Annotated in this window: 22 protein-coding genes; 11 read left to right on the top strand and 11 right to left on the bottom strand. The window is 72.8% G+C overall.

The window, feature by feature from the left end; genetic code table 11:
• Positions 1 to 2: 2 nt before the first annotated feature.
• Positions 3 to 3,860, bottom strand: coding sequence for a CLIPPER-2 domain-containing protein (locus tag QSJ60_RS02765; RefSeq protein WP_285462408.1), 3,858 nt, complete (start codon positions 3,858 to 3,860; stop codon positions 3 to 5).
• Positions 3,861 to 4,092: 232 nt separating this feature from the next.
• Here QSJ60_RS02765 and QSJ60_RS02760 point away from each other — a divergent pair, with 232 nt between their 5' ends.
• The gene (locus tag QSJ60_RS02760) at positions 4,093 to 4,581 is read left to right on the top strand and encodes a DUF1877 family protein (RefSeq protein ID WP_230768650.1); all 489 of its coding nucleotides are present in this window, start codon (positions 4,093 to 4,095) and stop codon (positions 4,579 to 4,581) included.
• A 21-nt stretch (positions 4,582 to 4,602) separates the two neighbouring features.
• On the opposite strand, the gene QSJ60_RS02755 is transcribed toward QSJ60_RS02760, so the two are convergent.
• The gene (locus QSJ60_RS02755; RefSeq protein WP_230768648.1) at positions 4,603 to 6,030 is read right to left on the bottom strand and encodes a PucR family transcriptional regulator; all 1,428 of its coding nucleotides are present in this window, start codon (positions 6,028 to 6,030) and stop codon (positions 4,603 to 4,605) included.
• 117 nt (positions 6,031 to 6,147) lie between these two features.
• On the opposite strand from QSJ60_RS02755, the gene QSJ60_RS02750 reads away from it, so the two are divergent.
• From QSJ60_RS02750 to QSJ60_RS02735, 4 genes are all read left to right on the top strand, one after another.
• A complete protein-coding gene (locus QSJ60_RS02750) occupies positions 6,148 to 7,245 on the top strand; it encodes an alcohol dehydrogenase catalytic domain-containing protein (RefSeq protein WP_285462407.1) in 1,098 nt (365 codons plus the stop codon).
• A gap of 183 nt (positions 7,246 to 7,428) precedes the next feature.
• Positions 7,429 to 8,802, top strand: coding sequence for an APC family permease (locus QSJ60_RS02745; protein WP_308085563.1), 1,374 nt, complete (start codon positions 7,429 to 7,431; stop codon positions 8,800 to 8,802).
• 106 nt (positions 8,803 to 8,908) lie between these two features.
• Positions 8,909 to 10,279, top strand: a complete 1,371-nt coding sequence (locus tag QSJ60_RS02740; RefSeq protein WP_285462406.1) for a GntR family transcriptional regulator — start codon at positions 8,909 to 8,911, stop codon at positions 10,277 to 10,279.
• Between the two features lie 66 nt (positions 10,280 to 10,345).
• A complete protein-coding gene (locus QSJ60_RS02735) occupies positions 10,346 to 10,552 on the top strand; it encodes a hypothetical protein (protein ID WP_230768641.1) in 207 nt (68 codons plus the stop codon).
• Here QSJ60_RS02735 and QSJ60_RS02730 read toward each other — a convergent pair.
• On the bottom strand, positions 10,539 to 11,240 hold the full coding sequence (locus QSJ60_RS02730; RefSeq protein WP_230768639.1) for a YceI family protein: 702 nt from the start codon (positions 11,238 to 11,240) through the stop codon (positions 10,539 to 10,541). The genes QSJ60_RS02735 and QSJ60_RS02730 overlap by 14 nt on opposite strands.
• Before the next feature lie 186 nt (positions 11,241 to 11,426).
• On the opposite strand from QSJ60_RS02730, the gene QSJ60_RS02725 reads away from it, so the two are divergent.
• Both QSJ60_RS02725 and QSJ60_RS02720 read left to right on the top strand, forming a co-directional pair.
• A complete protein-coding gene (locus QSJ60_RS02725) occupies positions 11,427 to 11,921 on the top strand; it encodes a hypothetical protein (RefSeq protein ID WP_285462405.1) in 495 nt (164 codons plus the stop codon).
• Between the two features lie 80 nt (positions 11,922 to 12,001).
• On the top strand, positions 12,002 to 12,505 hold the full coding sequence (locus tag QSJ60_RS02720; RefSeq protein WP_285462404.1) for an ASCH domain-containing protein: 504 nt from the start codon (positions 12,002 to 12,004) through the stop codon (positions 12,503 to 12,505).
• A 108-nt stretch (positions 12,506 to 12,613) separates the two neighbouring features.
• Here the strand turns inward: QSJ60_RS02720 and QSJ60_RS02715 are convergent, their stop codons facing one another.
• The 3 genes from QSJ60_RS02715 to QSJ60_RS02705 form a co-directional block, all read right to left on the bottom strand.
• The gene (locus tag QSJ60_RS02715; protein ID WP_285465245.1) at positions 12,614 to 13,642 is read right to left on the bottom strand and encodes an LLM class flavin-dependent oxidoreductase; all 1,029 of its coding nucleotides are present in this window, start codon (positions 13,640 to 13,642) and stop codon (positions 12,614 to 12,616) included.
• A gap of 72 nt (positions 13,643 to 13,714) precedes the next feature.
• Complete coding sequence (locus QSJ60_RS02710) at positions 13,715 to 14,755, bottom strand: alpha/beta hydrolase family protein (RefSeq protein ID WP_285462403.1); 1,041 nt, start codon at positions 14,753 to 14,755, stop codon at positions 13,715 to 13,717.
• A complete protein-coding gene (locus tag QSJ60_RS02705) occupies positions 14,752 to 16,188 on the bottom strand; it encodes a M28 family peptidase (protein WP_285462402.1) in 1,437 nt (478 codons plus the stop codon). Before QSJ60_RS02705 ends, QSJ60_RS02710 begins: the two co-directional genes overlap by 4 nt.
• 88 nt (positions 16,189 to 16,276) lie before the next feature.
• Here QSJ60_RS02705 and QSJ60_RS02700 point away from each other — a divergent pair, with 88 nt between their 5' ends.
• Positions 16,277 to 17,242 (top strand): Lrp/AsnC family transcriptional regulator, encoded by a 966-nt coding sequence (locus QSJ60_RS02700; protein WP_285462401.1) that lies wholly within the window; start codon positions 16,277 to 16,279, stop codon positions 17,240 to 17,242.
• Between the two features lie 4 nt (positions 17,243 to 17,246).
• On the opposite strand, the gene QSJ60_RS02695 is transcribed toward QSJ60_RS02700, so the two are convergent.
• On the bottom strand, positions 17,247 to 18,590 hold the full coding sequence (locus QSJ60_RS02695; RefSeq protein WP_285462400.1) for an MFS transporter: 1,344 nt from the start codon (positions 18,588 to 18,590) through the stop codon (positions 17,247 to 17,249).
• A gap of 287 nt (positions 18,591 to 18,877) precedes the next feature.
• Here QSJ60_RS02695 and QSJ60_RS02690 point away from each other — a divergent pair, with 287 nt between their 5' ends.
• Together QSJ60_RS02690 and QSJ60_RS02685 are read left to right on the top strand one after the other, a co-directional pair.
• The gene (locus QSJ60_RS02690) at positions 18,878 to 21,091 is read left to right on the top strand and encodes an ATP-dependent Clp protease ATP-binding subunit (RefSeq protein ID WP_230768673.1); all 2,214 of its coding nucleotides are present in this window, start codon (positions 18,878 to 18,880) and stop codon (positions 21,089 to 21,091) included.
• 187 nt (positions 21,092 to 21,278) lie between these two features.
• Positions 21,279 to 21,746, top strand: coding sequence for an aromatic ring-opening dioxygenase LigA (locus QSJ60_RS02685; RefSeq protein WP_285462399.1), 468 nt, complete (start codon positions 21,279 to 21,281; stop codon positions 21,744 to 21,746).
• Here the strand turns inward: QSJ60_RS02685 and QSJ60_RS02680 are convergent.
• Positions 21,743 to 23,044 (bottom strand): MFS transporter, encoded by a 1,302-nt coding sequence (locus QSJ60_RS02680; RefSeq protein WP_285465241.1) that lies wholly within the window; start codon positions 23,042 to 23,044, stop codon positions 21,743 to 21,745. The genes QSJ60_RS02685 and QSJ60_RS02680 overlap by 4 nt on opposite strands.
• 139 nt (positions 23,045 to 23,183) lie before the next feature.
• Between QSJ60_RS02680 and QSJ60_RS02675 the strand changes: the two genes are divergently transcribed.
• Entirely contained in the window at positions 23,184 to 23,618 is a 435-nt protein-coding gene (locus QSJ60_RS02675; protein WP_285462398.1) for a nitroreductase family deazaflavin-dependent oxidoreductase, read from the top strand.
• A gap of 10 nt (positions 23,619 to 23,628) precedes the next feature.
• Here QSJ60_RS02675 and QSJ60_RS02670 read toward each other — a convergent pair whose 3' ends face one another.
• The 3 genes from QSJ60_RS02670 to QSJ60_RS02660 are packed head-to-tail and all read right to left on the bottom strand — an operon-like array spanning position 23,629 to position 26,781.
• Positions 23,629 to 24,855, bottom strand: a complete 1,227-nt coding sequence (locus QSJ60_RS02670; RefSeq protein WP_285462397.1) for an FAD-dependent oxidoreductase — start codon at positions 24,853 to 24,855, stop codon at positions 23,629 to 23,631.
• Positions 24,848 to 25,591 carry a methyltransferase domain-containing protein gene (locus tag QSJ60_RS02665; protein ID WP_285462396.1) on the bottom strand — a complete coding sequence of 248 codons (744 nt, stop codon included), beginning with the start codon at positions 25,589 to 25,591 and terminating at the stop codon, positions 24,848 to 24,850. The genes QSJ60_RS02670 and QSJ60_RS02665 overlap by 8 nt, the downstream gene beginning before the upstream one ends.
• An 11-nt stretch (positions 25,592 to 25,602) precedes the next feature.
• Entirely contained in the window at positions 25,603 to 26,781 is a 1,179-nt protein-coding gene (locus QSJ60_RS02660) for a type III polyketide synthase (RefSeq protein WP_285462395.1), read from the bottom strand.
• Between the last annotated feature and the right edge of the window lie 90 nt (positions 26,782 to 26,871).

Here is a 26,871-nt window from a genome sequence, read left to right as displayed (position 1 = left end):
CGTCATCCGTCGACCCGCTTGCGACGCGCCACCACGATCGTCCCGGCACCGACGCTGAGGAGCAGCGCGACGAGGAGCAGGATGCCCGCGCCCAGCTCGATCCCGGTCCGGGACAGCTGTCCAGGCCCGGGGACAGGCGACGCCTGGGCCGACGTCGGCACCGCGACCGTCGAAGACGCCGAGGTGACCGGCGTCCCGCCCGGTCCCGTCCCGCTCGCGGACGCCGTGTTCATCAGCGGGCGGCCGTCGAGGTCCCCCGGCCGCACATCGTACGTCGCCGTGCACACGGCGGTCTCGCCCGGGGCGAGGCTGAGCGGGTCGGTCGGGCACTCGATCGCCGAAAGCTCGCCGGCGCCGGAGAAGTCGTCGTCGCTCACCACGATGTCCGACACCGTGACGTTGCCGATGTTGCTGATCGTGAACGAGTAGGTGATCAGCTGGCCGGGACGTTCGGCCCGCTCGGCATCGGCGGACTTCACGAGCGAGAGGCCGGGTGCCGGATCCTGGGGCACGCGGGCCTCGCCCGGCTCAGACCCCACGGGGTCGCCGCCGGCGGGCGGGACGCCGTTGGCGGTCGCCGAGTTCTCGATCGACCCCCGGTCGACGTCGGCCTGCGTCACCTCGTACGTCGCCGTGCACGTCACTCGGTCGCCCGGCGCGAGCGAGGCGGCCTCAGCCGGGCAGCTGACCGCCGAGAGCTCCCCGGAACCGGAGAAGTCGCCTTCCTCGACGGTGACGTCGGCGAGGGTCACGTTGCCGGTGTTGGTGACGACGAAGGAGTAGGTGATCGTCTCGCCGACAATCAGCTCTGCCCGGTCGGCGGACTTCTCGATCGAGAGCCCGGGCGCCGGCGGGATCGGCAGCTCGGCGGAGGACGGCGGCGAGACGGGCGGCGTGGTGCCGTCCGGCGGGGTCGCCGTCGCCGTCGCCGAGTTCGTCACGCCACCGGCGTCGACATCGGCCTGGGTCAGCACGTAGCTCGCGGTGCACTCGAGCGCCCGGTTCGGCGCCAGCGCCGCGTCGGGGCAGACGATCGGGCCGAGCGGCCCCGTGCCGCTGAAGTCCCCCTCGTCGATGGTCACTTCGGTCAGGGTGACGTTGCCGGTGTTGCGCACGGTGAAGGTGTAGACGATCTCATCTCCGGCCGCGCCACCCTCAGCGGGTGAGACGGACTTCATCAGTTCGATGCCCGGGTTCCGTTCGGACGGCACGTTCGCGTCGTCGGGCTCGGAGGTGACGGGGTCGCCGCCGTTCGGCGGGGTGCCCGTCGCGCTCGCGGAGTTCTCGATCGACGCCTGATCGACGTCGGCCTGGGTCACCTCGTACGTCGCCGTGCACGTCACCTGACGGTCCGGCGCGAGCACCGTCACCGGGCAGTCGACGGCCGAGAGCTCACCCGACCCCGTGAACGTGCCCTCGTTCACCACGATCTCGGTCAAGGTCACGTTGCCCGTGTTCGTCACCACGAACTCGTACGTGATCGTCTCACCCACGACGAGCTCGTCCGTATCGGCCGACTTCTCGATCGACAGCTCCGGCGCGGGCGGGATGTCGACGCGCGCATCGTCCGGCTCCGAGGTGACCGGGTCGCCGCTGTTCGGCGGCGTCCCACTCGCCGTCGCGGAGTTCGTCACGCCACCGGCGTCGACGTCGGCCTGGGTCAGCGTGTAGCCGGCCGTGCAGTCCACGAACTCCCCCGGCGAGAGCGAGGCGGCGCCGTCGGGGCACACGATGGGCCCGAGCTCTCCGGTTCCGGAGAAGTCGCCCTCGGTGACGCTCGCGTCCGTGAGCGTCACGTTGCCGGTGTTCGTCACCCGGAAGGTGTACGTGATCTCGTCGCCCGCGGCCCCGGTCGACTCGGGCGACGCCGACTTCTCGATCGTGATGCCCGGAGCGGCATCCTGCGGGATCTCGACCTCGTCGGGCTCGGAGGTGACGGGATCGCCGCCGTTCGGCGGCGTGCCCGTCGCGGTCGCGGAGTTCTCGATCGACCCCTGATCGACGTCGGCCTGCGTCACCTCGTACGTCGCCGTGCACGTCACCTGACGGTCCGGCGCGAGCACCGTCACCGGGCAGTCGACGGCCGAGAGCTCACCCGACCCCGTGAACGCGCCCTCGTTCACCACGATCTCGGTCAACGTCACGTTGCCCGTGTTCGTCACCACGAACTCGTACGTGATCGTCTCACCCACGACGAGCTCGTCCGTATCAGCCGACTTCACGATCGACAGCCCAGGCGCCGGGACCCCCGGCACGCGGACGCTGTCCGGATCAGAGGTGACCGGGTCGCCGCCGTTCGGCGGCGTCCCCGTCACGGAGGCGGAGTTGTCGACCGAGCCCCGATCGACGTCGGCCTGCGTCACCTCGTACGTCGCCGTGCACGTCACCGCCTCGGTGGGCGCAAGGCTCGTTCGGGGGCAACTCACGTCCGACAGCTCGCCGGATCCGGTGAAGGAGATCTCGTTGACCGCGACCTCGAGGGCGACATCGCCGGTGTTCGTGACGAGGAAGGAGTAGGTGATCGTCTGCCCCGCGACGAGCTCGGTGCGATCCGCGGACTTCTCGAGGGTCAGGCCGGGCTTGAGCGGGATGTTGGTGAAGGTGCAGTCGACGTCGATGATCGGCGCGACCGGCACGGTGAAACTGCCCGAGTTGCCGGTGCCGCTCGACACCGTCTCACCGGACTCGAGGTTCACGCATGCCCACGTGGTGCGGTAGTTCCCGAAGTTCGTCGTGCCTGCCGCGGACTGCGAGAAGGTGTAGGTGTCGCCGGGGAAGGTCGCCGTGCGACCGATGTACTCTCCCGCTTCCTGATCCTGCAGCCCAGACTCGGTGCCCGTCGTCTCGGCTTCGAGAAGCGGGTCGCCCGGCTCGGGGCCCTGGTAGCTCAGGTGGAACTGGTCGGTGTCGCTGTGCCGGCCCTGCGGGAGATCCACGTTCACCAGCGCCGTCGGGTGGAACACACGGGAAGCGAGGTCGACGAGGCGCACCGGTGGGTTGAGCGCGACGGTCCCGACGAGGCTGAACGACACGGGATCCGTTCGCAGCAGGGTGCTCGGTCCGCTCTGGTTGTCGTCGTTCCTCGAGATGTACCCGTACCCGTCCGGTCCATACGCCGTACCGTTCGCGTACTGGGTGCCCATGATCTTCGGGCCCACGGCGGTCGCGGTCGCGGTACCGCCGGTCTGCGTCGAGACGTCGGAGGCATTCACGCGATATACCACGGAGCCCTCGGGGTTCGCACCGGTCGCGTCCGAGGAGAGGATGAACATGTTGCCCTGCTGATCGAAGACCAGGTCGCCGTTCCAGCCCGTGTTGCCGGCTGCCGTGACGGTGAGCGCGTTTGGGATGACGGTGTTGTTCGCCAGATCGTAGGCCGCGAAGACGAAGGTGTCGCTCGGTGCACCCGCCCAGCGGTTGCCGCCGTAGTAGAAGTACCCGGTGACCGAGTTCACACCCCCCATGAAGTTGCTCGCCGCGTCGTTCGACGGTCGCGCAGCCTGCCGCCAGGACTCGCTCGGTGCGTCGTACATGAAGACCGTCGTGGTGTTCGTCATCAGCATCGCATTGCCGTCTGCGGTCAACGCGAGCGAGTTGAAGCTGCTCGTGGACGGTGGTGCCGTCAGGATCTGCGTGGTCGCGCCGGTCGTGGCGTCGATCTGGTAAATGGCGCGGGACACCGGCTGGCCGGTCGAAGCGACTCCCTGTCCGTAGAGATACTCGGCGCTGAAGGGTTCCGCCGCATTGGCCGCAGAGGTGGGCACGACCGCCGCCGCGCCGGCGACGAGCGCCCCGATGCCGAGGGCGGCCAGCACTCGCCGGAGACCGGCGGTCCTCCGCTGCGTCGTCTGCTTCGCCATGACGGCCCCCATTCCACGTTCCCTCGCCTCCGGTCGGCTTCGGGTTTGCACTATTCGACCGGCATCGATGCACAGAATCGTATGTCAGGGATACCAGAATCTCAACGCACAGCGCTGCAAATTAAGCGCTGTGCGATCCGATCGAGCAGAGCTCGGGCAGTCGGGCGACCATGATCGGGGCGCTCATGACCGCCGCCCGCGAGCGGAGCGCCGCGCCTGGCAGACTCGAGCCATGGAGCTCGGAGTGCACTTCCGCCTGACCGACGCCGAGGCCGCGCGCGTGCGCGAGGCCGCCGGCGACGACGAGCGCCTCGGCGCCGTGCTCGCCGAGCTCGAGGCCGACGACGAGGTCTGGGCCAGGGCGTGCGAGACCGACAAGGCCTGGGACCCGATCGCCTGCGCGATCGCTCCGGCGGGCGAGTCGGGCGAGTGGCCGGCGCGCGGCGTCATCGGCGGCGCACGCGCACTGCAGCAGGACGACGACGAGTCCTGGGTCACGCACCTCGACCCGGGCGAGGCCGCTGAGGTCGCCGACTACCTCGCCGGCCTCGACGACGCGGCGTTCGCCGCCGCCTACGCCGAGATGCCGGAGGAGCTGCGGAACCCGGAGTTCGGCCCGGACGAGCAGGAGTACGCGCTCGCGATGCTCGCCGGGCTCCGGCCCTTCTTCGAGGCAGCACGTCGCGAGGGGCAGCACGTCGTCTTCACCGTCGGGTTCTGAGCGCGCGGCTCCCGCCGCGGCTCAGCGCTCGAGGGCGCGGATGGCGAGCCAGGCCGCCGTGCGGTCGTCGGGGCTCGCCAGCGAGAGCCCGGTGAGCTCCTCGATGCGGAGCAATCGCGTCGCCAGGGTCTGTCGGTGGATGCCGAGGGCGGTCGCGGTCACGCCGAGCGCCCCGTGCTCGGCGAGATAGACCCGGAGCGTGCGCAGCAGCTCGCCGTCACCGCCCGCGAGCGGCTCGAGCAGATCGCCGATGCGCGCCGAGGCATCCTCGTCGAGCCGGTCGAGCACGTAGGCGACCGTCGGCAGCGCGCGGTACCGCACCACCGCGCGCGCGTCGGCGACGGCCGCCTCGTGTGCCTGCCGCGCCTCGCCGGCGCTGCGGGCCAGCGCGTCCACCGGGGCGGAGGAGCCGAGGCCGAGGCGCAGCACGACCCGGCCGTCGAGCAGGAACTCCTCGACCCGACGGGCGAAGGCGTCCACCTGGCCGTCGCGGAGGAAGCCGATGACCCGCTCGTGCGACTCCGTCACGACGTGCACCGCGCCGAGTTCGTCGAGCCATCGGGTCACGAGGCGCTCGAGGTCGACGCCCTTCGAACGGCTGGTCAGCGCGAACGCGGTGAGGCTCCGGTCGCGCACGCCCCAGCGGTGCAGCAGCTCGGATGCCTCCGGGCCGCCCGCGAGCAGCGTGTCCACCATGACGGATCGGCCGAGCCGCTCGGTGCCGCCGTGGTCGTGGGTGCGCAGCAGGAGGTCGAGGAGCGCGGCGGCCTGCGAGGCGAGATCCCGCGTGCGGCTCGTCGAGGCCTCCCGGGAGGAGACGACGAGGTAGGCGGTGAGGTCCTCGCCGGGGCCGACGGCGTGCACCTGCAGACCCGGATGCCGCACCCGCACCGGCCGGTGGAACGCGACGGCCACGGCGTCCTGCACGTGCAGGCCGCCCGCGCCGGCCGTGGTGATGACCTGGCCGTGCACGTCGAGCAGCACCGCCCAGCCGTCGATCCGATGCGCGAGTTCGGCGACGACCGCCCGCGCGCCGCCGCGGCGCGCGACCTGCGTGAGCACCTTGGTGCCGGTGGTGACGAGGCGGTCCTCGGCGGCGCGGTCGTCGGCGAGCTGGGCGACGAGCGCGGCGTGCAGCAGTTCGGGCGACTGGCCCCGGCCGAAGATCGCCGTCGCCCCCGCCTCGGCGAGCGCGGCGCGCAACGCCGTCGTGGGAGCCGGGGCGACGAGCACGGCTCCGGCGAGCGCGAGCGCGCGCGCGTCGCCCGCGCGGAGCGCCGCCTGCAGCTCGGCGGCGGTGCCGACGACGAGAGTCGCGAACGCGGGGTGGCCGACGACAGCGAAGTCGGTGAGCGGCACGGCGGCGTCGACGGGGGTCGACGGGTCGACGCGGCCCTCGACCAGTTCGCCGCCGAGGGTCGCGGCGACGGAGTCGAGTCGCCGGGCCATCCCTCGATTGTACGGAATGTCGATCGAATCGGCCTGAGTTCACACTTCTTCGCAATGACGGACCCTCGACTCCGTGCCTAGCATCGGCATGCCCAGCAACAGATCCAAGGGAGCATCATGAAAGCCATCGTCTTCCGCGAGCCGGAGACGCAGATCGAGGTCGCCGAGGTCGCCCTCGCCGCCCCGAAGGCCGGCGAAGTCCGCGTGAAGATCGCCGCGGCCGGAGTCTGCCACTCCGACCTGCACGTGAAGCGAGGGGAATGGGACGCCCCGGCTCCGCTCGTCATGGGTCATGAGGGCTCCGGCGTGGTCGTCGAGCTCGGTGAGGGCGTCACCTCCCTCGCCGTCGGCGACCACGTCGTGCTCAGCTGGGTGCCGCCGTGCGGCGAGTGCCGGTACTGCCGCTCGGGCCACGAGGCCCGCTGCCAGAAGGTCGCCACCGTGGTCGCACCGAAGGGCGTGCTCTTCGACGGAACCTCGCGCCTGAGCAGTGGCGACGAGGAACTGCACCACTACCTCGGCGTCTCCTCCTTCGCCGAGGAGGTCGTCGTCCCGGCCTCCGGCGCGGTGAAGGTGCGCGACGACGCCCCGCTCGATGTCATCGCGGTCGTCGGCTGCGCGGTCGCCACCGGCGTCGGCGCGGTGCTCAACACCGCGGCCGTCGAGCCCGGCTCGACCGTCGTCGTCATCGGCTGCGGCGGCGTCGGCCTGAACGTCGTGCAGGGCGCGAAGCTCGCCGGCGCCGAGCGGATCGTCGCGATCGACGTGCTGCCCGAGAAGACCCAGCTCGCCCTGCAGTTCGGCGCGACCGACCGCATCGACGCCTCGAAGGGCGACGCCGTCGAGCAGCTGTTCGAGCTCATCCCCGACGGTGTCGACTACGCCTTCGACGCGATCGGCCGCACCGTCACCACCGAGCAGGCCATCCGCATGCTCGGCCTCGGCGGTGCCGCCGTCATCGTCGGGCTGCCGCCGACCGGCGCGAAGGCCAGCTTCGAGCCGCTCGTGCTCGCGGAGGCCGACCAGCGCATCCTCGGCTCGAACTACGGCTCGGTGCGCCCCTCGATCGACATCCCCGCGCTCGTCGACCGCTACATGGACGGCCAGCTGAAGCTCGACCCGCTCATCTCGGCCCGGCGCCCCCTCGTCGAGGCCGCCGCAGCCTTCGACGACCTCGAGTCGGGCGAGGCGCTGCGCACCCTCCTCATCCCCTGACGCCAGTCCCGCCGATCCGGGCGGCCGGCCGCAGCTCGACCGGCCGCCCGGGCCGGCACCCCCGCACCACCGCTCTTCCTCCGTTCCCCCCACCCGACTCATTGGAGAGTTGCCATGACCGCCCCCACCCAGGCCGGTGCCCCCGCGCAGGCCCCCGTCGACGCCGGCCTCCGCCGCGGCGTCATGAGCGGGCCCGAGCTCGCCGCCCAGGCCATCGCCAACATCGCCCCGAGCGCCGTCATCGCGTTCACCGCCGCCGGCATCTACCTCGGCGCCGGCAACGGCACGATGCTCTCCTTCGTGCTGGCCACCCTCGTCATCCTCGCCGTGGGCTACTGCGTCGCCGTCTTCGCGAAGCGGCACGCCTCGGCCGGCTCCCTCTACACCTACGTGTCGAAGGGCCTCGGGCCGTTCGGCGCGTACCTCGCGGGCATCGCCCTCCTCGTCGGCTGCTGGGGCATCGCGGCCGGTTCGCTCGGCGGCGCCGTGTCGTACATGAACCAGTTCCTGCTGCTCGTCGGGGTTCCCGCCGAGGGTCTCGGCTGGTCGATGGCGCTCGCCGTCGTGCTCGGCGGCCTCGCGACGCTGTTCACCATCCGCGGCATCCGCCTCTCGGCCCGCGTCTCGCTCGTGCTCGAGCTCGTCTCGGTCACGATCATCCTCATCCTGCTCGTGCTCGCCCTCGTCTGGGCCGGTCCGGCCGCCTGGGACCCGGCCCAGTTCTCCTTCGAGGGCGTGCCGTTCCAGGGCGTCGCCGCCGGCATGGTGCTCGGCATCCTGGGCTTCGTCGGCTTCTCCTCGGCCGACGCGCTCGGCCGCGAGGCGCGCAACCCGTACACCGCGATCCCCCGGGCCATCATGTGGAGCGCGGTCACCGTCGGCATCCTCTACGTCTTCGCCGCGTACACCCAGATCGCGGTGCTCGGCGAGGACCTCGGCACCGTCGCGAGCCCGCTCGAGGCCATCGCCACCCAGATCGGTATGCCGGCCTGGTTCGCCCCGATCCTGACCTTCGGCGTCGGCGCCTCGTTCTTCGCCGTCGTGGTCGCCCCGTTGAACGTCGTCGGCCGCATCATCTACGTGATGGGCAAGGAGGGCGTGGTCGCCGAGCGCTTCGGCCGCACCCACGACCGCCACCTCACGCCGCACCGGGTGCTGCTCATCGCCGGCCCCGCCGCGATCGTGCTCGACCTGGTCCTGCTCGCGATCGGCGTGAACCCGATGGACATCGTCGTGTGGGTCGACACCTACGGCACCTACGGATACATGGTCGCCTACGCGCTCGTGGCGATCGCCTGCGTGGCCTACACGCAGCGCGAGAAGATGCGCAACCGGCTCGTCTGGTTCTGCGCGATCGTCTCGGTCGCCGCCATGGCCTACGTGTTCTTCGCGAACGTGTGGCCGGTGCCGGCGTGGCCGCTGAACGTCATCCCCTACCTGTTCCTCGTGACGATGATCGCCGCGATCGCCTGGTACCTGCACCTCGCCAAGCGCCGCCCCGAGGTCATCGCCCGGATCGGCAACACCGAGACCGACGCGCTCGAGGGCGTCGGCTAGGCCCACGACCCGCGCTCCGTCGTCGTCGACCCGGCGGTGGGGCGTGGCTGACTGCAGCGGCGTCCGGTTCCCCCGACCGGACGCCGCTGTGGTATCCCTTATAGGGATGCCGAGGACACGCAGCAACGACGACACCGCCGTCGAGCGGGTCCTTCGGGGGCTCCGCGACGACATCATCGACGGCACCAGGCCGGGCGGCGAGCACCTCGTCGAGCGCACCATCGCCGAGGAGTACGAGGTCAGCCGGCTGCCCGTGCGCATCGCGATCCGGCGGCTCACGCTCGACGGCCTCGTCGACCAGCTCCCCCGGCGCGGCAGCTTCGTGCGGCCCATGACGCGCTCCGACGTGGCCGACGTCGCCGAACTCCACCACGCCTTCGACCGGCTCGCCGTCCGCACGGCCGCCGTGCGGCGCGGCGAGGCCGACCTCGAGCGGTTCCGCGGCCACGTCGCCGCCGCCGAGGCCGCCGAGGCGGCGGGCGACCGCGACGAGCTCGCGCGGGTCGGCGTGCGATTCCGCTCCGACACCTACCTCGCCAGCGCGAACCGGCCGCTGCTCGAGATCCACGACGCGCTGCTCAGCCGCACGCAGCGCATGTTCGCCCTCGCGGAGCGCTCGGCGACGGCGCCGCTGCCGTACTACCGGCGGTTCCTCGCGGCGTTCGAGGCGCGGGACGCGGACGCGGCGGATGCGGCGATGGCCGAGTTCAGCGCGCACCTGCGGGCCGCCCGCCAGGAACGGATGCTGCGCCGCCTCGACGATGCGCTGTCGCCGGGTGCGCCGCGCACGACGGTTCACATGCGACCGGCCGGCGGCACCGCCGCCGAGGGGGAGTCCGCCGACGCGGAGTCGAGCGACGCGGCCCCGGTCATCGAGGGGGTCCGCGCCGACATCATCGCCGGACGCCGGCGCCCCGGCGAGGTGCTCTCCGAGCGCGCCCTCTCCCAGGAGTACGGCGTCGGCCGCATCCCGGTCCGGCAGGCGATCGACGCACTGCGCTTCGAGGGGCTCGCGACCGACGGCACCTCGCGCATTCCCTCCCGGGTGCGGGCCATCCCGCCCGAGGAGGCCGCGGACTTCTTCGACGTCTGCGTGACGCTCGACGTGCTGGCCAGCCGCCTCGCCGCGCAGCGCCCGACGCGCGACGAGCTCGCCCTGCTCGAGGCCCGCCTGCTGGAGGAGGAGCGCCTCTCGCCAGACGACCCCGAGCAGCTGCTGGACCGCATGTTCGCATTCCGCCGGCAGGTCTACGTGATGGCGGAGAACCGGCTGCTGCTCGAGATCGGCCGGCTGGTCGAGGCGCGCATGCGCATGCTCGTCGCCCACGCCCCAATGGCGGCGGAGGTGAAGCGCGGGCACCGCTTCCTCTTCGAGGCCATCGCGAGCCGCGAGACCGGCCTCGCCGAGGCGATCTACCTGAGCGTGTTCACCGATCCGAGCCGGCGCGATCGCGTCGTCGACGGTCCGGCCGGCTGAGCTGTGAAACCGCTGCACGGCTGAGCGTTCCGCGTCATCCTGAGCGGCATCCGCCGTCTCTCAGGTATGACCCGTTCCCCCGCCTTCCCGGGTGCCGCCCCCACCGAGCACGCGGAGATCTTCACCGTCCCCGAGACCGGCGAGCGCATCCGTGTGCGCTGCCGCTGCCGCCGCGGCGCCGACCACGAGTTCCACCGCGAGGGCGACGGTCGGGACGGCGGCCGCGACAGCACGACGGTGCTCGCCGATCCGGTGCGGGTCAGGCGCGGCTGAGCTCCAGCGAGAACTCGACGGTGCCGTTCGGCTCGACCGAGACGAAGCCGAGGTTCGGCGCCTCGACGCCGAAGTCCGCGAAGGTGATCGGAATGCTGCCGGCGACCTGCCCGGTCGCGCCGTTCAGCACGGCCTGCAGCTCGACCGTGACCGGCTTCGTGACGCCCGCGAGGGTGAGCTCGCCCGTCGCCTGCACGGTCCGCACCTCGCCGACGGCGGGTGCGGCATCCACCGTGATCGGTTCGGTGAGCACGAAGCTCGCCGTCGGGAACTCGTCGGTGCGCAACGCCTCGGTGCGGAAGTAGTCGTCGCGGTTCGCCGAGTCGGTCGCGATGGAGGCGACGTCGACCTCGAAGGAGGCCGACTCGAGGGTGAGTCCCGAGACGGTCAGCTCCCCGGTGACCTGCTCCGTGCGGCCGGTCACGGTGACGTCGGTGCCGTTCAGCACCTCGTCGACGCGATAGCCGGCGAAGGAGCCGTCGGCGACCGTCCAGTCGCCGCTGAGGTCGCCGACCTCAGCGGGATCGCTCGTGCTCGCCTCGGGCGCGGCGGTGACGGTGGGAGCCGTGTCCGGCTTCGCGGCGATCAGGTCGCGGTAGACGATTGGGCCCGCGATCGCGGCGGCGCCGCCGAGCACGAGGGCTCCGGCGACGATCGAGACGGTGATGATCTTGGTGCGCTTCTGCATGGGACTCTTTCGTTCATCGTGGTCGACGGGTCGCGTCGGGGCGCGGTGACGGGATTCCAGCGTGGCGCACGAACGTATGAGAAACCATGGAGTTCTCCTGGAAGGCGCCGCAGATGACGCGGCATGACGCCGGGGCCGATCCGACCGGCGGATGACTCGGGCGCCTGGCAGGCGCACAATGACGCTATGGATGCCGCGAACGCCGACCCGCACCGCCTCGCCCCCGGCCTGCTGCCGACGCCGTTCACCGCCGAGGAGATCCGGGCCGCGAGCGGCTCGGGCAAGACGATCCGGCTGCTCGTCGAGGAGCCCGGCGGCGCGAGCTTCGAGCGGGTCAACCGCTTCGTCGACTGCGACGCCGAGGGGGCGACGCTCGAGCAGTGGCGGCTCGCCGCCGACGGCACCGTCGAGGGCGAGCCGAGCCGAGGCCGGGTGAGCTGGCGCGAGCTGCAGGAGCACGCGGCGTTCCCGGAGGCGACGACGACCGTGCGCGACGAGGAGCTCGACCTCCCCTTCGGCCGCGCGGCCTGCCGACGCTACGAGCTCGCGGGCGATGACGGCGCACCCGCCGCCGTGTTCTGGTTCGCCCTGGAGCTGCCCGGGATGCCGGCGCGGTACGAGGTGCCCGTGCCGGGCGGCGTGCTGCGCACGACCATCCGCTCGGTCGAGATCGACGGCTGAGTCCGCGCGGGCGGGCGAGCCCGCGCTGACCGTCCCCCTGCTCGCGCGGGCCGGCCCGCGCGAGCTGTCAGACTCGGAGCATGGACAACGCGCCGATCGACTCCGACGCCGCCCACGCCCTCTGGGCCGAGTACCGCGCCTCCAGCCCGGCCCACTGGGTCGAGGGCGGGGCGCCCTCGATCGAACGCTTCGGCGACCACGCCGAGCTCACCGACGAACTCCTCGGCCTCGTCATCGACGGCCCGAAGCGGGCCACGGCGGGACTCGTCGCGGAGTTCGAGGCGGAGGGCGAGCCGCTCCCGCGCGTCGGCAGCCACTGGATCGCCTGCGACTCGAGCGGGCGGCCCCGCGTCGTGCTCCGCTCGGTGGAGCTGCGCGTCGGGCCGTTCACGAGCGTCGACGAGCGCTTCGCCTTCGACGAGGGCGAGGGCGACCGTTCGCTCGAGAGCTGGCGTGCGGGCCACCGCGACTACTGGACCCGCGTCGGCGCCGCCCTCGGCATCGAGTGGACCGAGGCGCACGACATCGTCTTCGAGCGCTTCGAGGTGGTCTGGCCGCCCGAGCACGCCGACCGCCGCGGCTAGCGCCCGCCGACCCCGCCCGCCCCGCCTCGCCCCGCCCGGCATGACGTCAGTATCTGCGGGTCAGCGCGCCGCAGCACCCGCAGATACTGACGTCATGCCCAGCGGCCGCTAGGCCGTCGTCGGCTTCCAGCCGAGGCTCGGCGCGACGTGCTCCGCGAACGCCGCGATGAGGCGCAGGTTGAACGCGACGCCCAGCTGCGACGGAATGGTGAGCATGAGCGTGTCGGCCGAGCGGATCGCGGCGTCGCGCTGCAGCTGCTCCACGAGGCGCTCGGGGGTGTCGGCGTACGTCTTGCCGAACGTCGACCGGAAGCCGTCGATGTAGCCGACGCCGTCCGACTCGTCGCGCCCGCCGAAGTAGAGCTCGTCCTCTGCGGTCGTGATCGGGAAGATCGAGCGGCTCACCGAGACGCGCGGCTCGCCGGCGTGCCCGGCCTCGCGCCAGGCGGCGCGGAACGCCTCGATCTGCTCGGCCTGGAGCTCGTCGAAGGGGATGCCGCGGTCCTCCGTGAGGAGCGTCGAGGACATCAGGTTCACGCCCACGCGCCCCGCCCACTCGGCGGTGTCGCGGGTGCCGGCGCCCCACCAGATGCGGGAGCGCAGGCCGGGGCTGTGCGGTTCGATGCGCTGCAGCCCGGTGCCGCCGCCGAACGGCGACGAGGGATCCCGCTCTGCGAGCCCCTCGCCCTCGATCGCCTGCAGGAAGCGGGCGAAGTGGTCGCGGGCGAGGTCGGCGCCGCGCGGGTCCTGCGAGCCGGTGTAGCCGAAGGCTTCGTAGCCGCGCACGACCGTCTCGGGTGATCCGCGGCTCACGCCGAGCGCGAGTCGCCCGCCGGAGATGAGGTCGACGGCGGCCGCGTCCTCGGCGAGGTGCAGCGGGTTCTCGTAGCGCATGTCGATGACGCCGGTGCCCATCTCGATGCGCTGGGTGCGCGCCGCGATCGCAGCGAGCAACGGCATGGGCCCGGCCTGCTGCCGGGCGAAGTGGTGCACGCGGAAGTAGACGCCGTTGACGCCGAGCTCGTCCATGCCCTGGGCGAGGTCGATCGCCTGCAGCATCGAGTCGGCGGCGGTGAGCTCGCGGCCGCCGCCGAGGGGGCCGTAGTGACCGAAGGAGAGGGTTCCGAAGCGTTCCACGTCGGTGGCAACAGGCATCGGCGCAGCTCTATTCCGACGCATGGATGCCTCGTCGGCATCCGACGCGCCCGACTAGGCCTGCGCGGCGTCGGCGAAGCGCGCGGCGATCCAGTCGGCGGCGAGCGAGGGCGCGTGCTGCGGATGCATCGTGCCGGAGTGGTGCGTCGGCCACCAGCGGCTCGTCAGCTCGACTCCGGCACGGCGGTAGGCGCGCAGCAGGGCGGCGGAGAGCGGCGCCGGCGCGACCTCGTCGAAGCGCGCGGCGTCGATGCGCAGCGGCGCTCGGAAGCCGCGCAGCCCGGCCACCTCGTTCGCCCGGAACGACGCGAAGAGGCGCTGGAACAGCTCCTCGCCGCGGGCGCCGCCGATCCGCCCGGGCGCGATCGCGCCCCAGGAGTCGGGGCCGGCCAGCTCCGTGAGACAGCGCTCGTCGAGCTCGGCCCAGCGCGCCTCGGCGGCCGGGCTCAGGCCGTCGCTCGCGATGAGCTCCCGCATCCGCTCGTCGCCCGTCGCCGCCCCGCGAAGCATGAGCGCGACCAGGGCCGAGACGATCCCGGAGCCGGGGAAGCGCACGCCGAGCCGCACCGCGGCGGCGATGCTGCGGTCCATGCGCGTGACCGGCGCGAAGGCGGCCGTGCCGAGCAGGCGGGACGCGGCATCCGGCTCGACGGCGACCGAGGCGTGCAGTGCGGCGACCGCGCCCTCCGAGTGGCCGGCCGCCACCCACGCGTCCCCGAGCGGCGCACCGAACGCGGCCCGCGCCCGCACCATCGCGGTCATCGACTCGGCGAGCGAGGCGCCGATCAGGTACGGGTGCACGCCCGGGCCGCCGATGCCCTCGTAGTCGGGGCGCAGCACCGCGATGCCCCGGGCGAGCAGCGCGTCGCACAGCGCGTCTCCCTGCGACATCCGACGCCATTCCGGATGCGAGGGCCCGCCCGTGCTCGGCGCGGAGCGCGGCGAGCCGCCCGTGGTCATGTGGCCGTAGACGACGATCGGGAAGCCGCCCGCCGGCGGGCGCATACCCGGGAGCTGGAGCAACCCGGTCTGCTCGTGCACCGCCCCGTCGATCCCGCGAGCGGGGAAGGCGACGACGCGGCGCTCGCCCGTCACCAGCGCCCCCTGGGCAGGCGTCGCCGGAGGCCGGCCGGCATCGTGCCGAGCCGCCGGCCGTCGTGCCGCTCGGCGTCGTCGACGACGTCGGCGAAGAAGTCGATGACGGGCACGAGCTGCGCCCGGTCGATGCGGTCGATCGTGTCGGCGTCGTCGTAGAGGTACAACGGCCCCGAGATGAGGCTCACGGTCGGCACCCCGGAGACGAAGGTGAACGAGGCGTCGGTGGGGATGCCGCCGGCGAAGAACTCGAGCGCGCCCGCGCCCAGCAGGCTCGTGCCGTGCAGTCCGTGGCGACGCACCGCGCGCCCGATGCGCCAGGTGAACGCCGGGTTCACGTTCACGAAGACACCGCGCGGCTCGGTCTCGCCGGTCGAGGCGAATCCGCCGTCGGCGCCCTCGACCGCGCGAAGCCCGATGTGCTCGATCGTCGCGTTGAGCACGACGTTCCAGGGCGCGTCGCGGGCGAGCACGTGCCGCCTGGCGAACGCCCGGTGCGCCTGGTAGCCGGTGAAGTGCGTGTCGAAGGTGACGAACAGCAGCGTCTTCTCGCGCTCGGCGCCGGCCCGCGCGGCCGCACCGTAGCGCTCAGCGAGGGCGATCACCGCGGCGGTGCCCGAGGCGTCCTCCACCGCGCCGGGCCCGATCGAGTCGTGGTGCGACTGGACCATCACGGCGTCGCGGGTGCGCCCGGGCAGCACCCCCATCACGCTGCGCGAGACGACCTCGCGGCGGGTGACGTCGAGGGTCAGCCGGGCTCGCGACTGCTGACCCAGGATTGCGCGCAGCCGCGCCCCCTCGGCGCGGGTCACCCACACGCCGGGCAGCGGGAACAGCGTGCGGCGGTAGTACTCGTTGTGATAGTTCCGCGAATCCGGATAGTCGCGCAGCACCCCGATGACGCCGACCGCGCCCGCCTCGGCGGCTTCGCGCATCGTGCGGGCGAGCGAGGTGACGTAGGGGTTGCGGCTGCGGAGCACCTCGCGGCGCAGCACCCGGCGGCCCGGGTCGTGAAGGAAGAGGGTGAGCGGCAGCGAGTGCGCCACGGTCATGTCGAAGCTGAGGTCGAACAGCACGACGGCGCCCCGGACGTCGTGGCGGCGCACCCGGTCCGCCCCGATGTCGACGACGGGGGCGTCGAGCCGGTGCTGCACCTCGCCGGTCCACTCGTGCCCGGCGAGTCCGGAGTGCAGGATCGGCGAGCAGGCGAACGCCGTGTCGCCGAGCCGGAGCTCGCACGCCTCGGCGCGCCAGGCGAAGGAGGGCACCTCGAGCACCTCGGTCTGCAGTCCCGCCTCGGCGAAGCGCCGCTCGACGTAGTCCGCCGCGGCCGCGCCGCCCGGCGAGCCGGTCGCCCGAGGGGCCATGGCGACGAGGTCCTCGATCGTCGCCATCATCGCGGACTCGCCCGCCGCCGCCTCGCTCGCCACCATGCAGCCGAGCGTAGGCAGCCCTCGCCTTCCCGCGATTCGCTGGATACGATCCTTCACTTCTTCGGCCCGCCTGCGTACGATCCGTCACGTGGATGCCTTCGACGAACTCGACCTCGCGGTCGTGCACGCGCTGCAGATCGACGCCCGGGCACCATGGACGCGCGTCGCCGCGGCCGTCGGCGCGGACCCGGCCACCGTCGCCCGGCACTGGCAGGCGTTGCGCGAGGCATCCCTCGCCTGGCTCACCGCCTGGCCGACGCCGGAGCGCTGGTCCTCGTCCACCGACGTCGCCGTCGTCCTGCTCGATCGCGCGACGCCGCCCGAGCGAATCGACGAGCTCGCCCGGCTGAGCTGGGTGCTGAGCGTCGACGAGACCTCCGCCGGCTGGCTCGTGCTCGCCGCGGGCGGCGCCGGGCTCGCGGCCCTCGGCGAGCGCGTGCGCACGCTCGGCGGATTCGGCGAGGTGCACCGCGCGGACATCGCCGCAGCGATCCCCGCGGAGGACTCGGGCTGGCGGCTGCGGGTGCTGTCGCGCGCCCAGCAGCGCACGCTCAGCGCCGCGCCGCGGGGTGCGGAGGCTCGGCCGCCGCGACCGGAGGTGGTCGCGGAGCTCGCCGATGCGCTCGAAGCGGATCCCCGGATGCCGGCCGCAGCCCTCGGCGTCGCGCTCGGCGTCTCGGAGGCGACCGCCCGTCGAACGGTCGAGCGGGCTGTCGCGGCCGGCGTGCTCCGGCTCGGCTGCGATCTCGCGATGCCGGCGGCGGGCTACCGGCGCGGGGCCGTGCTCTGGGGGCGCGCCGCCGACGTCGAGACGGCCGCCGCGCGGGCGGTGCAGCTGCCCGAGGCGCACCGGGTCGGCATCCTCGTGAGCGGTGCGCCGCTCTTCGTCTGCGTCCGCGCGCGCTCGCTCACCGAGCTGCCGCGCATCGAGCAGGCCTGGGGCGCCGAGCTCGAGATCGTCGAACGCTGGACGGTGCTGCGTGAGCTGAAGCGGAACGGGCACCTGCTCGACGCCAACGGGCGCTCCGCCGCCCGCGTGCCCGTGCGCTGGTAAAGGCTCAGCCCGCCGCGCGGGTCGCCGCCTCGGTATCCGCGGCCCGCCGCAGCCTGGCGTCCAGGCGGTACCGCGACAGCGGCAGGAGGCTCACGGCGCAGAGCAGGGCGGGGATCGCGGACACCCCGAGCACGATCGCCCACTGCGCCTCGCCCGATTGCGCGACGACGTCGCCCGCCGAGGCGCGGTACCCGCCGAGGCTGAGCACCAGGCCCAGGATGGCTGGGCCGAGCGCGTAGCCGAGCAGCTCGAAGCCCGACCAGACGCCGGAGATCATGCCGATCCGGTTGGTTCCGCTGCGCTTCGCGTCCTCGGCAGCGAGGTCGGGCAGCATCGCGAGCGGGAACAGCTGCGTCCCCGCATACCCGACGCCGACGACGCCCGCGGCGACGAGCAGCACGGTCACCTCGCCCGTGCGCGCGGCGAGGAGGGCGATCAGCCCGACGGTCAGCACCCCGGTCGCCACGGCGAAGCCGCGCTGCTTGCCGATCGCCCGGCCGAGTCGGGACCACGCCGGGGTGAGCACGATCGCGGGGGCGACGAAGCAGACGAACGCGATGGTGGCGACGCCGGGATCGTGCACGACGTGCCGCGCGACGTAGACGACGCCGCCGAGCACCATGCCGATCGCGACGGCCTGCAGCACGTACGCGATGATGAGGTTCCGCGCGTCGCGGTCGCGCAGCACCTCGGCGAGCTGCCCGAAGAGGCGACCGCCGGCGACCTCCTCGCGGGTGAGCGGCACCCGCCGGGTGCCCCACCACACGCCGATCGTGCCGACGAGGATGAGCACCGCCATCGCCCCGGCCATGAGGCGGTACCCGGCGACGCCGCCGGCGAGCTCGACGAGCGCGGGCGCCGTGGCGCCGGACACGAGGATGGCGAGGCTGAACACGACGACGCGCCAGGCGATCAACCGGGTGCGCTCGCTGTAGTCGTCGGTGATCTCGGCCGACATCGCGAGGTAGGGCACCTGGAAGAAGGCGTACACGGTGGCCGAGGCGAGGAACAGCGCGAGCACCCAGAGCGCGCCGGCGAGCGGCGGGGCGGTCGGGCCGAAGAACATGGCGGCGAAAGCGAGCGCGAGCAGGATGCCGGCGCGCAGCACGAACGGCCGGCGGCGGTCGAGCGGATGCCTCGAGCGGTCGCTGATCCGGCCTGCGACCGGGTTCAGGAAGAAGTCCCAGGCCTTCGGCGCGAACACGATCATGCCGGCCACGGCCGCCTCGACGCCGAGGAGGTCGGTGAGGAACGGCATGAGGATGAGGCCCGGCACGGTGCCGTAGGTGCCGGAGGCGATGCCGCCGAGCGCGTAGCCGATCCGCGAGCGGCGCGTGAGCGCGGTCATGGAGCCGATCGTAGGGGCGCTCGCGCGAATGCCGGGGCGGTCTGCGGCCGATCCGTCATTGGAACCGGGCGGTGAAGGCTGATCCGTCAGCTCCTCGATCGCCGCCCTGGGGATGCCGGCACGCCCTGAGCCCTGGCGGCCCCGGGACATCCGGTCTACCGTGAGCGGCAGGGGGATTCCGCCGAGGCATCCAGGAATATCGAACCGAGCACCAAAGTTGAGTTCAGTAGACTCAACTTTAGGACGACGGGACCGAGTTCCCAGAAAGGATCGACTGAGTGGCGAACATGCAGGGCGCGCCGAGCTCGCAGGAGGAGCAGAAGTCGGCGCTCGAACAGTACGGCGTCAACCTGACCGACCTCGCGAAGGCCGGCAAGCTCGACCCGGTCATCGGCCGGGACTCGGAGATCCGGCGGGTGAGCCAGGTGCTCACGCGCCGCACCAAGAACAACCCGGTGCTCATCGGCGAGCCCGGCGTCGGCAAGACCGCCGTGGTCGAAGGCCTCGCGCAGCGCATCGTCGCGGGCGACGTCGCCGAATCGCTGAAGGACAAGCAGCTCGTCTCGCTCGACATCTCCGCGCTCGTCGCGGGCGCCATGTACCGCGGCCAGTTCGAGGAGCGGCTGAAGGCCGTGCTCAAGGAGATCAACGAGGCCGAGGGCGGCATCATCACCTTCGTCGACGAGCTGCACCTGCTCATGGGGGCCGGCGGCGGCGAAGGCTCCGTCGCGGCGTCCAACATGCTGAAGCCCATGCTCGCCCGCGGCGAGCTGCACCTCATCGGCGCGACCACCCTCGACGAGTACCGCGAGTACATCGAGAAGGACGCGGCCCTCGAACGCCGCTTCCAGCAGGTCTACGTCGGCGAGCCCTCCGTCGAGGACACCATCGCCATCCTCCGCGGACTCAAGGGCCGCTACGAGGCGCACCACGGCGTCACCATCTCCGACGCGGCGCTCGTCGCGGCGGCCTCGCTGTCGAACCGGTACATCACCTCGCGGCAGCTGCCCGATAAGGCGATCGACCTCATCGACGAGGCCATGAGCCGACTGAAGATGGAGATCGACTCGAGCCCCATCGAGATCGACCAGCTCAAGCGCCAGGTCGACCGCATGAAGCTCGAGGAGCTCGCCCTCAAGAAGGAGAAGGACGACGCCTCCAAGGAGCGCCTCGCGAAGCTCCGCGAGACCCTCGTCGAGCAGGAGCGCGAACTCGCCGCCCTCGAGGCGCGCTGGGCGCGCGAGCGCCAGGGGTTGAACCGCGTCGGCGAGCTGAAGAAGCAGCTCGACGAGGCCGTCACCGAGCGCGACCGCGCCATGCGCGAGGCCGACTACGCGCGCGCCTCGAAGCTCGAGTACGAGACCATCAAGCGCCTCGAGCGCGACCTCGTCGAGGCGGAGCGGGCGGATGCCACGGCCGACGCCAGCGAGGGCCGCATGGTCAACGAGCAGGTCACCGACGAGGACATCGCCGCCGTGATCGCCGCCTGGACCGGCATCCCCGTCGGCCGCCTCATGCAGGGCGAGACCGAGAAGCTGCTGCACCTCGAGCGCGAGCTCGGCAAGCGCCTCATCGGCCAGAAGCCCGCGGTCGCCGCGGTCGCCGACGCCGTGCGCCGCTCCCGCGCGGGCATCAACGACCCGAACCGCCCGACGGGCTCGTTCCTCTTCCTCGGGCCCACCGGCGTCGGCAAGACCGAACTGGCCAAGGCGCTCGCGGAGTTCCTCTTCGACGACGAGCACGCCATGGTGCGCATCGACATGTCGGAGTACGGCGAGAAGCACTCCGTGTCGCGGCTCGTCGGCGCCCCGCCCGGATACGTCGGCTACGACCAGGGCGGGCAGCTGACCGAGGCCGTGCGGCGTCGGCCGTACTCGGTGATCCTCTTCGACGAGGTCGAGAAGGCGCACCCCGAGGTGTTCGACGTGCTGCTGCAGGTGCTCGACGACGGGCGCCTCACCGACGGCCAGGGGCGCACGGTCGACTTCCGCAACACGATCCTGATCCTCACCTCGAACCTGGGCTCGCACTACCTCGTCGACCCCTCGCTCACGTGGGACGAGAAGGAGCAGGCGGTGCTGCAGACCGTGCGGCAGTCGTTCAAGCCCGAGTTCGTGAACCGGCTCGACGACATCGTCGTGTTCTCGGCGCTCAGCCAGCAGGACCTCGGCGAGATCGTCGGCCTCTACATCGACCGGCTCACCGCCAGGCTGCACGAGCGGCGGCTCGAGCTCGGGGTCACGCCCGACGCCAGGGCCTGGCTCGCCGAACGCGGCTACGACCCGCTCTACGGCGCCCGGCCGCTGCGCCGGCTCATGCAGCGGGAGATCGACGACCGGCTCGCCCGGGCGCTGCTCGACGGCTCGATCCGCGACGGCGACACCGTCGTGGTGGGGCTCGCCGACGACGGCGAGGCGCTGACCGTGTCGCGCGCCGAGGTGCCCGGCACCGGGCCCGCCGGCGAGGACGACGTCGTCGAGGCCGAGCTGCTCGACGAGTAGCCGCCCCGGCAGCCATCCCTTCCCGCCAGCGCCACGTCGGTCACCGCGCGCCACTTCAGTGGGCGCGACGACGCCGAAGTGGCGCTGGCGGATGCCTCGACGCGGATGCGGCCCCTCCGCTACGGTGGGCGCATCGGACGCGCTCCGGACGACCCCGGAGCGGCCGCGCTCCAAGGGGGATGGACGCATGACCGAAGAGTTCGAGGCGGGCGGCGCGGTGCTGAACCGCACGCAGGTGAACGTGGTGCGGCTGACCGGGCTCGCCGGCATCATCGGCGGAATCCTGCTGATCGTCGTGGCCGTCGTAGCGTGGGTCGGCGTGTCCTCGCAGCTCCGTGCCGAGAACATCGTGATCCCGGACGACGCCCCGATCCTCGCGGGCAAGGTCGTCGACGGGCCGATCGACGCCTTCGTGCAGGCCGGGGTCATCGACATGCACGCGCGCGAGATGGCCGACGGCAAGACCTACGCCGAGCTCGACCAGGACGACCCGCTGCGACCCGTCGTGATGAACGCCTCGTTCCTGCGCGCTTCGCTCTTCACCTCGGTGATCTCGTTCGGCATGGCGCTCTTCGCCGGCGGCGCGGGCGTGCTGTTCCTACTGTTCGGCTGGGCGATCCGCACGATGGTGCCGCCGCTGCCGCGCAGTCGCTAGCGCTCGCGCGAGTCGCCCGCCGCCTCGGGGGCCTCGGCGCCCGCAGCGCCGCCGGCCGCCGCGTCGGCGGTGACCCCGTTCGCGGCGGGCGGCACCCGGCGCTCGAGGGCGATCGCAAGCACGCAGATCGCGGCGCAGCCGGCGACCATGACCGCGATGAACCAGCCTGACAGCCCCTCGCCGAGCAGCACGCCCGCGGCGATGGGGCCCGTGATCGCGCCGCCCTGGAACGCCGCGGAGTTGATCGCGTTGTAGCGGCCCCGATTGCGGTCGCTCGCGAGGTCGTTGTAGATCGCGGGCACCGTGGGCTGCAGCATGGTCTCGCCGAAGGCGAAGACCCCCATGAACGCGAGCACGCCGATCGCCGCCGCGAGCGAGTCGGGCAGCAGACCGGTGGCCCCGAGCAGCAGCCACGACACCGCCCAGATGAGCGCCATGACCTGCATGACGCGGGTGCGCCGCCGCCCGCTGATGAGCCGCAGCACGGTGAACTGCAGCAGCACGATGACCGCGGTGTTCACGGCGAAGGAGAGGCCGACGACCCGCGTCGACACCTCGGACACTTGCCGGGCGAACGCCGGGAACCCGGCCTCCATCTGCCCGTAGCCGATGAACACCGAGATGAAGGTGAGGAGCGTCAGCCACAGCACGGCCGGCTGCCGCAGGATGGCCCGGTACCCCGCGACGGGCGCCTCGCCCGGCTCGGGGTCGCCCTGCGTGCGCACACGGCGCAGCGGCCCGAGCAGCAGGGCCATGGGGATGAGCGTCGATACCGCGTCGACGAGGAAGATCGCGGTGAACGTGCTCGGGTTGTGCACGTCGACGAAGAAGCCGCCGATGATGCCGCCCACCCCGATGCCGAGGTTCACGAGCGCGAAGTTCACGCCGAAGTACTGCTGCCGGACCTCGCCGTCGACGACCGTGGCGATGAGCGCGTTGAAGCCGGGCCAGGAGACGCCGAAGTTCACGCCGATGAGCACGAGGGCGACCGCAGCGACCGCGGGATGGGTGGCGAAGGCGAGCAGCGTGCAGCCCGCGATCATCGCCGCGAGCCCGACGAGCAGCACCCGCTTGGCGCCGTAGCGGTCGATGAGGGTGCCCCCCGGCCCGGTGACGAGGAGCCCGGTGACCGCGATGAGGCTCATCAGCGCCCCGGAGAGCCCGAGGTCGAAGCCCCGCACCTCGTGCAGGTAGATGATCGTGAACGGCAGCGTCATGCCGCGCCCGAGCGTCTGGATGGCGACAGTGGACAGCAGCCAGCGCCCCTCGGTGGGGAGGGCCTGCCAGAACGTCTTCATACCGGTCACCTGAGCATTCTGCCGGAGGCCGCCGACTTCGGCCGGATGCCCCGGGCGCACGAACTGCGACGGCGGGAAGGGTCCAGGGCGGCGTACCGTTGAAGCTGCAGACGCAGCCGTTTCGACGAAGGGAATCCCCATGCCGCTGCAGGGCGAGTACGCACCGAGCACCTCAGAGTGGGCGCGCAAGCAGGCCGAGGCCTTCGAGGCGTCGGAGGGCGCCGAGGCCAACGAACTCCGCGGCCGGCCCATCATCGTGCTGACGACGCTCGGCGCGAAGTCCGGCAAGCTGCGCAAGACCGCGCTCATGCGCGTCGAGCACGACGGCGAGTACGCGGTGGTCGCCTCGCGCGGCGGCGCACCCGAGCACCCGCAGTGGTACTGGAACCTCAAGGCGCACCCCGAGGTCGAGCTGCAGGACGGCGACGAGAAGCACGACTACCTCGCCCGCGAGGTCGAGGGCGCCGAGCGCGAGGAGTGGTGGGCCCGGGCCAACGAGACCTGGCCCGACTACGCCGACTACCAGGCGAAGACCGAGCGGCAGATCCCGGTCTTCGTGCTCAGCCGGATCTGAGCCCGGCGCCTCACAGCCCGCGCATCGTGAAGACGCGGGCCAGTGCGGCGCGCGCCGGGGGCAGCGCGAGCAGGCGCACGGCGAGGTTCCGCAGGGCGAGGCGGATGCCTCGGGCCGGCCCGCCCATCGCCATGTTGAACGCCGCCCGGCGGATCGCCCGGGAGGCGGCCCGACGACGGCGCCGCGCGTAGGCCCCGAACGGCGCCGAGGCACCCGGGCCCGCCGTCCCGCCGCTCGGTGACGCGGCAGCCAGCACCCCGGCCAGCACTTCGGCGAGCTCCTCGGCATCGCGGAAGCCGAGGCTCATGCCCTGCCCGCCGATCGGGCTGATCTCGTGCGCGGCGTCGCCGGCGAGCGCGAGGCGTCCGACCGCGAAGCGCGCGGCGAGCCGCTGCCGGGCGACGAAGCCGCTCGGCTCGACGTCGCCGGGGAGGCGCACGCCCACGCGGTCCGCGACGAGCACGGCGAAGGCCGGAGCATCCGGCCAGTCGGACGCCGAGGCCCCCGAGGAACCGGGCCGGCGCCGTCCCGGTCGCCCCAGGTGCGTCACCCAGCGGAGCCCGTCCGGGATCGGCAACGCTTCGACGACCCCGTCGCGCTCGAAGCAGAGCCGGGCGTCCGCGGCGGATCCCGCGGCGACACCGCCCGCCCCTGGTCCCGCGACGTCCGCCATCGCGTAGCGGGCGCTCCCGCGGCGCAGCCGCCAGGCGATGCCGAGCTCGGCCCGGAGCCGGCTGCGCACCCCGTCCGCGAGCACCGCGTAGTCCGCCGCGAGCTCCGCGCCATCGAGGAGCCGCACGCGGACCCCCGCCCGCGCCGAGTCCGCGCCGGAGCCCGACTCGATCCCGACCGCCTCGACCCCGCGCCGCAGCGCCCCCGGGCGCAGCTCGGCGAGCCTCGCCTCGAGCGCCGCCTCGACGAGGTGCTGCGGCACCGAGCGCACCGCGGCGTCGCCGGGGAACCGCATCCGCCCGAGTACCCGCCCGTCGCACTCGACCGCGCCGCCGACGATCGCGACGCTGCTCGGCTCCAGTCGCTCGGCGACCCCGGCCGATTCGAGCGCCCGCCAGCCGGGCGCGTGCACGCCGACCGCCTTCGGCCGGGTCGCGATGCGCGTGCGCTGTTCGAGCACGACCGGCTCGAGCCCGCGCTGCGCGAGCAGCACCGCGAGCAGCAGGCCGACCGGTCCGCCGCCCACGATCACGACGTCGCACCGGGTGACGGTCGCATCAGACACGCGAGCGCCCCGCGGCATCCGCCTGCCAGACGAGCTCCAGCCGCGCGGGGAACGCGCGCCGCACCCGCCACCCCGCCGGCAGAATCGCCTCGAGCTCGGCGGCGGTGTGGCTGCGCCGGATCGACGTCAGCCCGTCCGCCCGGATGAACGAGCCGCGCAGCAACGTCGCCTCGAACGACAGGGTGCCCACCGCGAACGCCGCGTAGGCGAGCCGGCTCCGCTCGATGTCGGCGTGCACGACGGTGCCGCCGAGCTCGGCGAGCCGTTCCGAGTCCGCGAGCAGGGCGCCGAACTCGCGGCCGTCGAGGTGGTGCAGTACGTGGTTCGAGCAGACGAGGTCGAAGTGCTCGTCCGCGGCGGCGAGCTCGGCGGTCGTCGCGTCGAGCAGGGTGAGCCCCTGGAGGCCCGCCGTGCGTGCGGCGGCGAAGTCGAGCGCACGTCGGTCTGGGTCGATCGCCGTGACCCGCAGCCGCAGCCCGTCCGCGGCGGCCCAGCGCAGCCAGAGGGCCGGCAGGTCGGCGGCCCCCGTGCCGACGTCGAGCAGGCGCGTCTCGAACACGGGCGAGAGGCGGGGCCGGATCCACCGCAGGTAGCGCTCGCGCGGCGCGGACACCGCTCGGTTCACGGGCGTGAAGCGCGCATAGGTCTTCGCGAGCGCCGCCTCGTCGCACTCGGGGTCGTCCATCAGCTCGACAGCGTCGGCATCCCGACTGCCGAGCGCTCGCCACCAGCCCATCGTCGGCCCGCTCAGCCGGCCACGGTGAGCAGGGCGGACTCGACGGTCAGCCCGGGTCCGAAGGCCATCGCGGCGACGCGCTCCCCCGGCATCGCGGGCCGGGCGGTCGCCTCGCCGCCGGGGCGGGCGGCGTCGGCGCCGTCGAGGATGCGCTGCAGCACGAACAGCACGGTCGCGCTGGACATGTTGCCGTACTCGCGGAGGATGCCCCGGGCCGGCGCCAGCTGCGCCGCGCTCAGGGCCAGCCGCGCCTCCACCTTGTCGAGGATGCTGCGTCCGCCGGGGTGGATGGCCCAATGCTCGACGGCCTCGCTCGAGGCATCCGCGGCGAGCGCGGCCGCGAGCCCGTCCTCCTGCGCGAAGAGCGGCTCGAGGGCGCCGGTGATGTGCGCGTCGATGATCGCCGGCACGGCCGTGGAGAGCACCATCTCGAAGCCGTGGTCGCCGATCTTCCACGCCATGTCGCCCTCGCCGACCGGGGTGATCCGGGTGGCGAAGCCGTCGAGCAGGTACGCGGGCTCGCCCGGCTCCGGCTCGCGGGTGCTCACGATCGCGGCGCCGGCGCCGTCGGCGAACAGCGAGGAGGCGACGATCGTGTCGGGGTCGTTCGAGGCGCGGAGGTGCAGCGTGCACAGCTCGACCGAGACGACGAGCACGACGGCGTCGGGATCGGCCTCGCAGAGCTGGCTCGCCAAGCGCAGCGCCGGGATGGCCGCGTAGCAGCCCATGAAGCCGAGGTGGTAGCGCTGCACCCCGGGGTCGAGGCCGAGGTCGCGGGCGAGGACGTAGTCGGGCCCCGGCGCGTAGAAGCCCGTGCAGCTCACCGTGATGACGTGCGTGACGTCGGCGGCGTCGAGGCCGGGCGTCGCGGCGATGGCCGCCGCTCCGGCCTCGAGGTACAGCCGGGTGGCGTGCTCGATGAACAGCTCGTTGCGCGCCTTCGTGCCCGGCAGCAGGAGTTCACCGCTCGCCGCGTCGTAGAAGACCGGGTTCTCGGCCTGCGCGGTGCGGGTGAGCTCGGCGAGCACGGTGTGCCGGGTCTCGATGCCCGACACGTCGAAGCTCGTGCCGACGATGCGCTGGCCGAGCCGGTTGAGCCCGGGTTGCGCGGCGAACACGTCGCGGACCTCGGGCTGCACGAGGACCGTGGCCGGGACGACGGTCGAAAGGCCTCTCAGGGTGGCGCGCATGGTCCGCAGTCTAGGTGGCCGGTCGAGCCGGGCACCATGGGGTTGCGCACCGGTCGGAGGCCCTTCCCAGGCGAGGCATCCGTCAGTAGC

Source organism: Agromyces sp. NBRC 114283 (genome assembly GCF_030268405.1).
GTDB lineage: Bacteria > Actinomycetota > Actinomycetes > Actinomycetales > Microbacteriaceae > Agromyces > Agromyces mediolanus.
This window is presented reverse-complemented; position numbering and strand designations above follow the sequence as displayed.

What these genes read in the sequence shown, in the direction of transcription:
- QSJ60_RS02725 (WP_285462405.1), top strand. Translation starts at nt 11,427, where the DNA reads ATGGATGCCGCGAACGCCGACCCGCACCGCCTCGCCCCCGGCCTGCTG.
- QSJ60_RS02730 (WP_230768639.1), bottom strand. Translation starts at nt 11,240, where the DNA reads ATGCAGAAGCGCACCAAGATCATCACCGTCTCGATCGTCGCCGGAGCC.
- QSJ60_RS02765 (WP_285462408.1), bottom strand. Translation starts at nt 3,860, where the DNA reads ATGGCGAAGCAGACGACGCAGCGGAGGACCGCCGGTCTCCGGCGAGTG.
- QSJ60_RS02695 (WP_285462400.1), bottom strand. Translation starts at nt 18,590, where the DNA reads ATGACCGCGCTCACGCGCCGCTCGCGGATCGGCTACGCGCTCGGCGGC.
- QSJ60_RS02720 (WP_285462404.1), top strand. Translation starts at nt 12,002, where the DNA reads ATGGACAACGCGCCGATCGACTCCGACGCCGCCCACGCCCTCTGGGCC.
- QSJ60_RS02735 (WP_230768641.1), top strand. Translation starts at nt 10,346, where the DNA reads ATGACCCGTTCCCCCGCCTTCCCGGGTGCCGCCCCCACCGAGCACGCG.
- QSJ60_RS02685 (WP_285462399.1), top strand. Translation starts at nt 21,279, where the DNA reads ATGACCGAAGAGTTCGAGGCGGGCGGCGCGGTGCTGAACCGCACGCAG.
- QSJ60_RS02680 (WP_285465241.1), bottom strand. Translation starts at nt 23,044, where the DNA reads ATGAAGACGTTCTGGCAGGCCCTCCCCACCGAGGGGCGCTGGCTGCTG.
- QSJ60_RS02665 (WP_285462396.1), bottom strand. Translation starts at nt 25,591, where the DNA reads ATGGGCTGGTGGCGAGCGCTCGGCAGTCGGGATGCCGACGCTGTCGAG.
- QSJ60_RS02705 (WP_285462402.1), bottom strand. Translation starts at nt 16,188, where the DNA reads ATGGTGGCGAGCGAGGCGGCGGCGGGCGAGTCCGCGATGATGGCGACG.
- QSJ60_RS02675 (WP_285462398.1), top strand. Translation starts at nt 23,184, where the DNA reads ATGCCGCTGCAGGGCGAGTACGCACCGAGCACCTCAGAGTGGGCGCGC.
- QSJ60_RS02750 (WP_285462407.1), top strand. Translation starts at nt 6,148, where the DNA reads ATGAAAGCCATCGTCTTCCGCGAGCCGGAGACGCAGATCGAGGTCGCC.
- QSJ60_RS02740 (WP_285462406.1), top strand. Translation starts at nt 8,909, where the DNA reads ATGCCGAGGACACGCAGCAACGACGACACCGCCGTCGAGCGGGTCCTT.
- QSJ60_RS02745 (WP_308085563.1), top strand. Translation starts at nt 7,429, where the DNA reads ATGAGCGGGCCCGAGCTCGCCGCCCAGGCCATCGCCAACATCGCCCCG.
- QSJ60_RS02660 (WP_285462395.1), bottom strand. Translation starts at nt 26,781, where the DNA reads ATGCGCGCCACCCTGAGAGGCCTTTCGACCGTCGTCCCGGCCACGGTC.
- QSJ60_RS02755 (WP_230768648.1), bottom strand. Translation starts at nt 6,030, where the DNA reads ATGGCCCGGCGACTCGACTCCGTCGCCGCGACCCTCGGCGGCGAACTG.
- QSJ60_RS02690 (WP_230768673.1), top strand. Translation starts at nt 18,878, where the DNA reads ATGCAGGGCGCGCCGAGCTCGCAGGAGGAGCAGAAGTCGGCGCTCGAA.
- QSJ60_RS02760 (WP_230768650.1), top strand. Translation starts at nt 4,093, where the DNA reads ATGGAGCTCGGAGTGCACTTCCGCCTGACCGACGCCGAGGCCGCGCGC.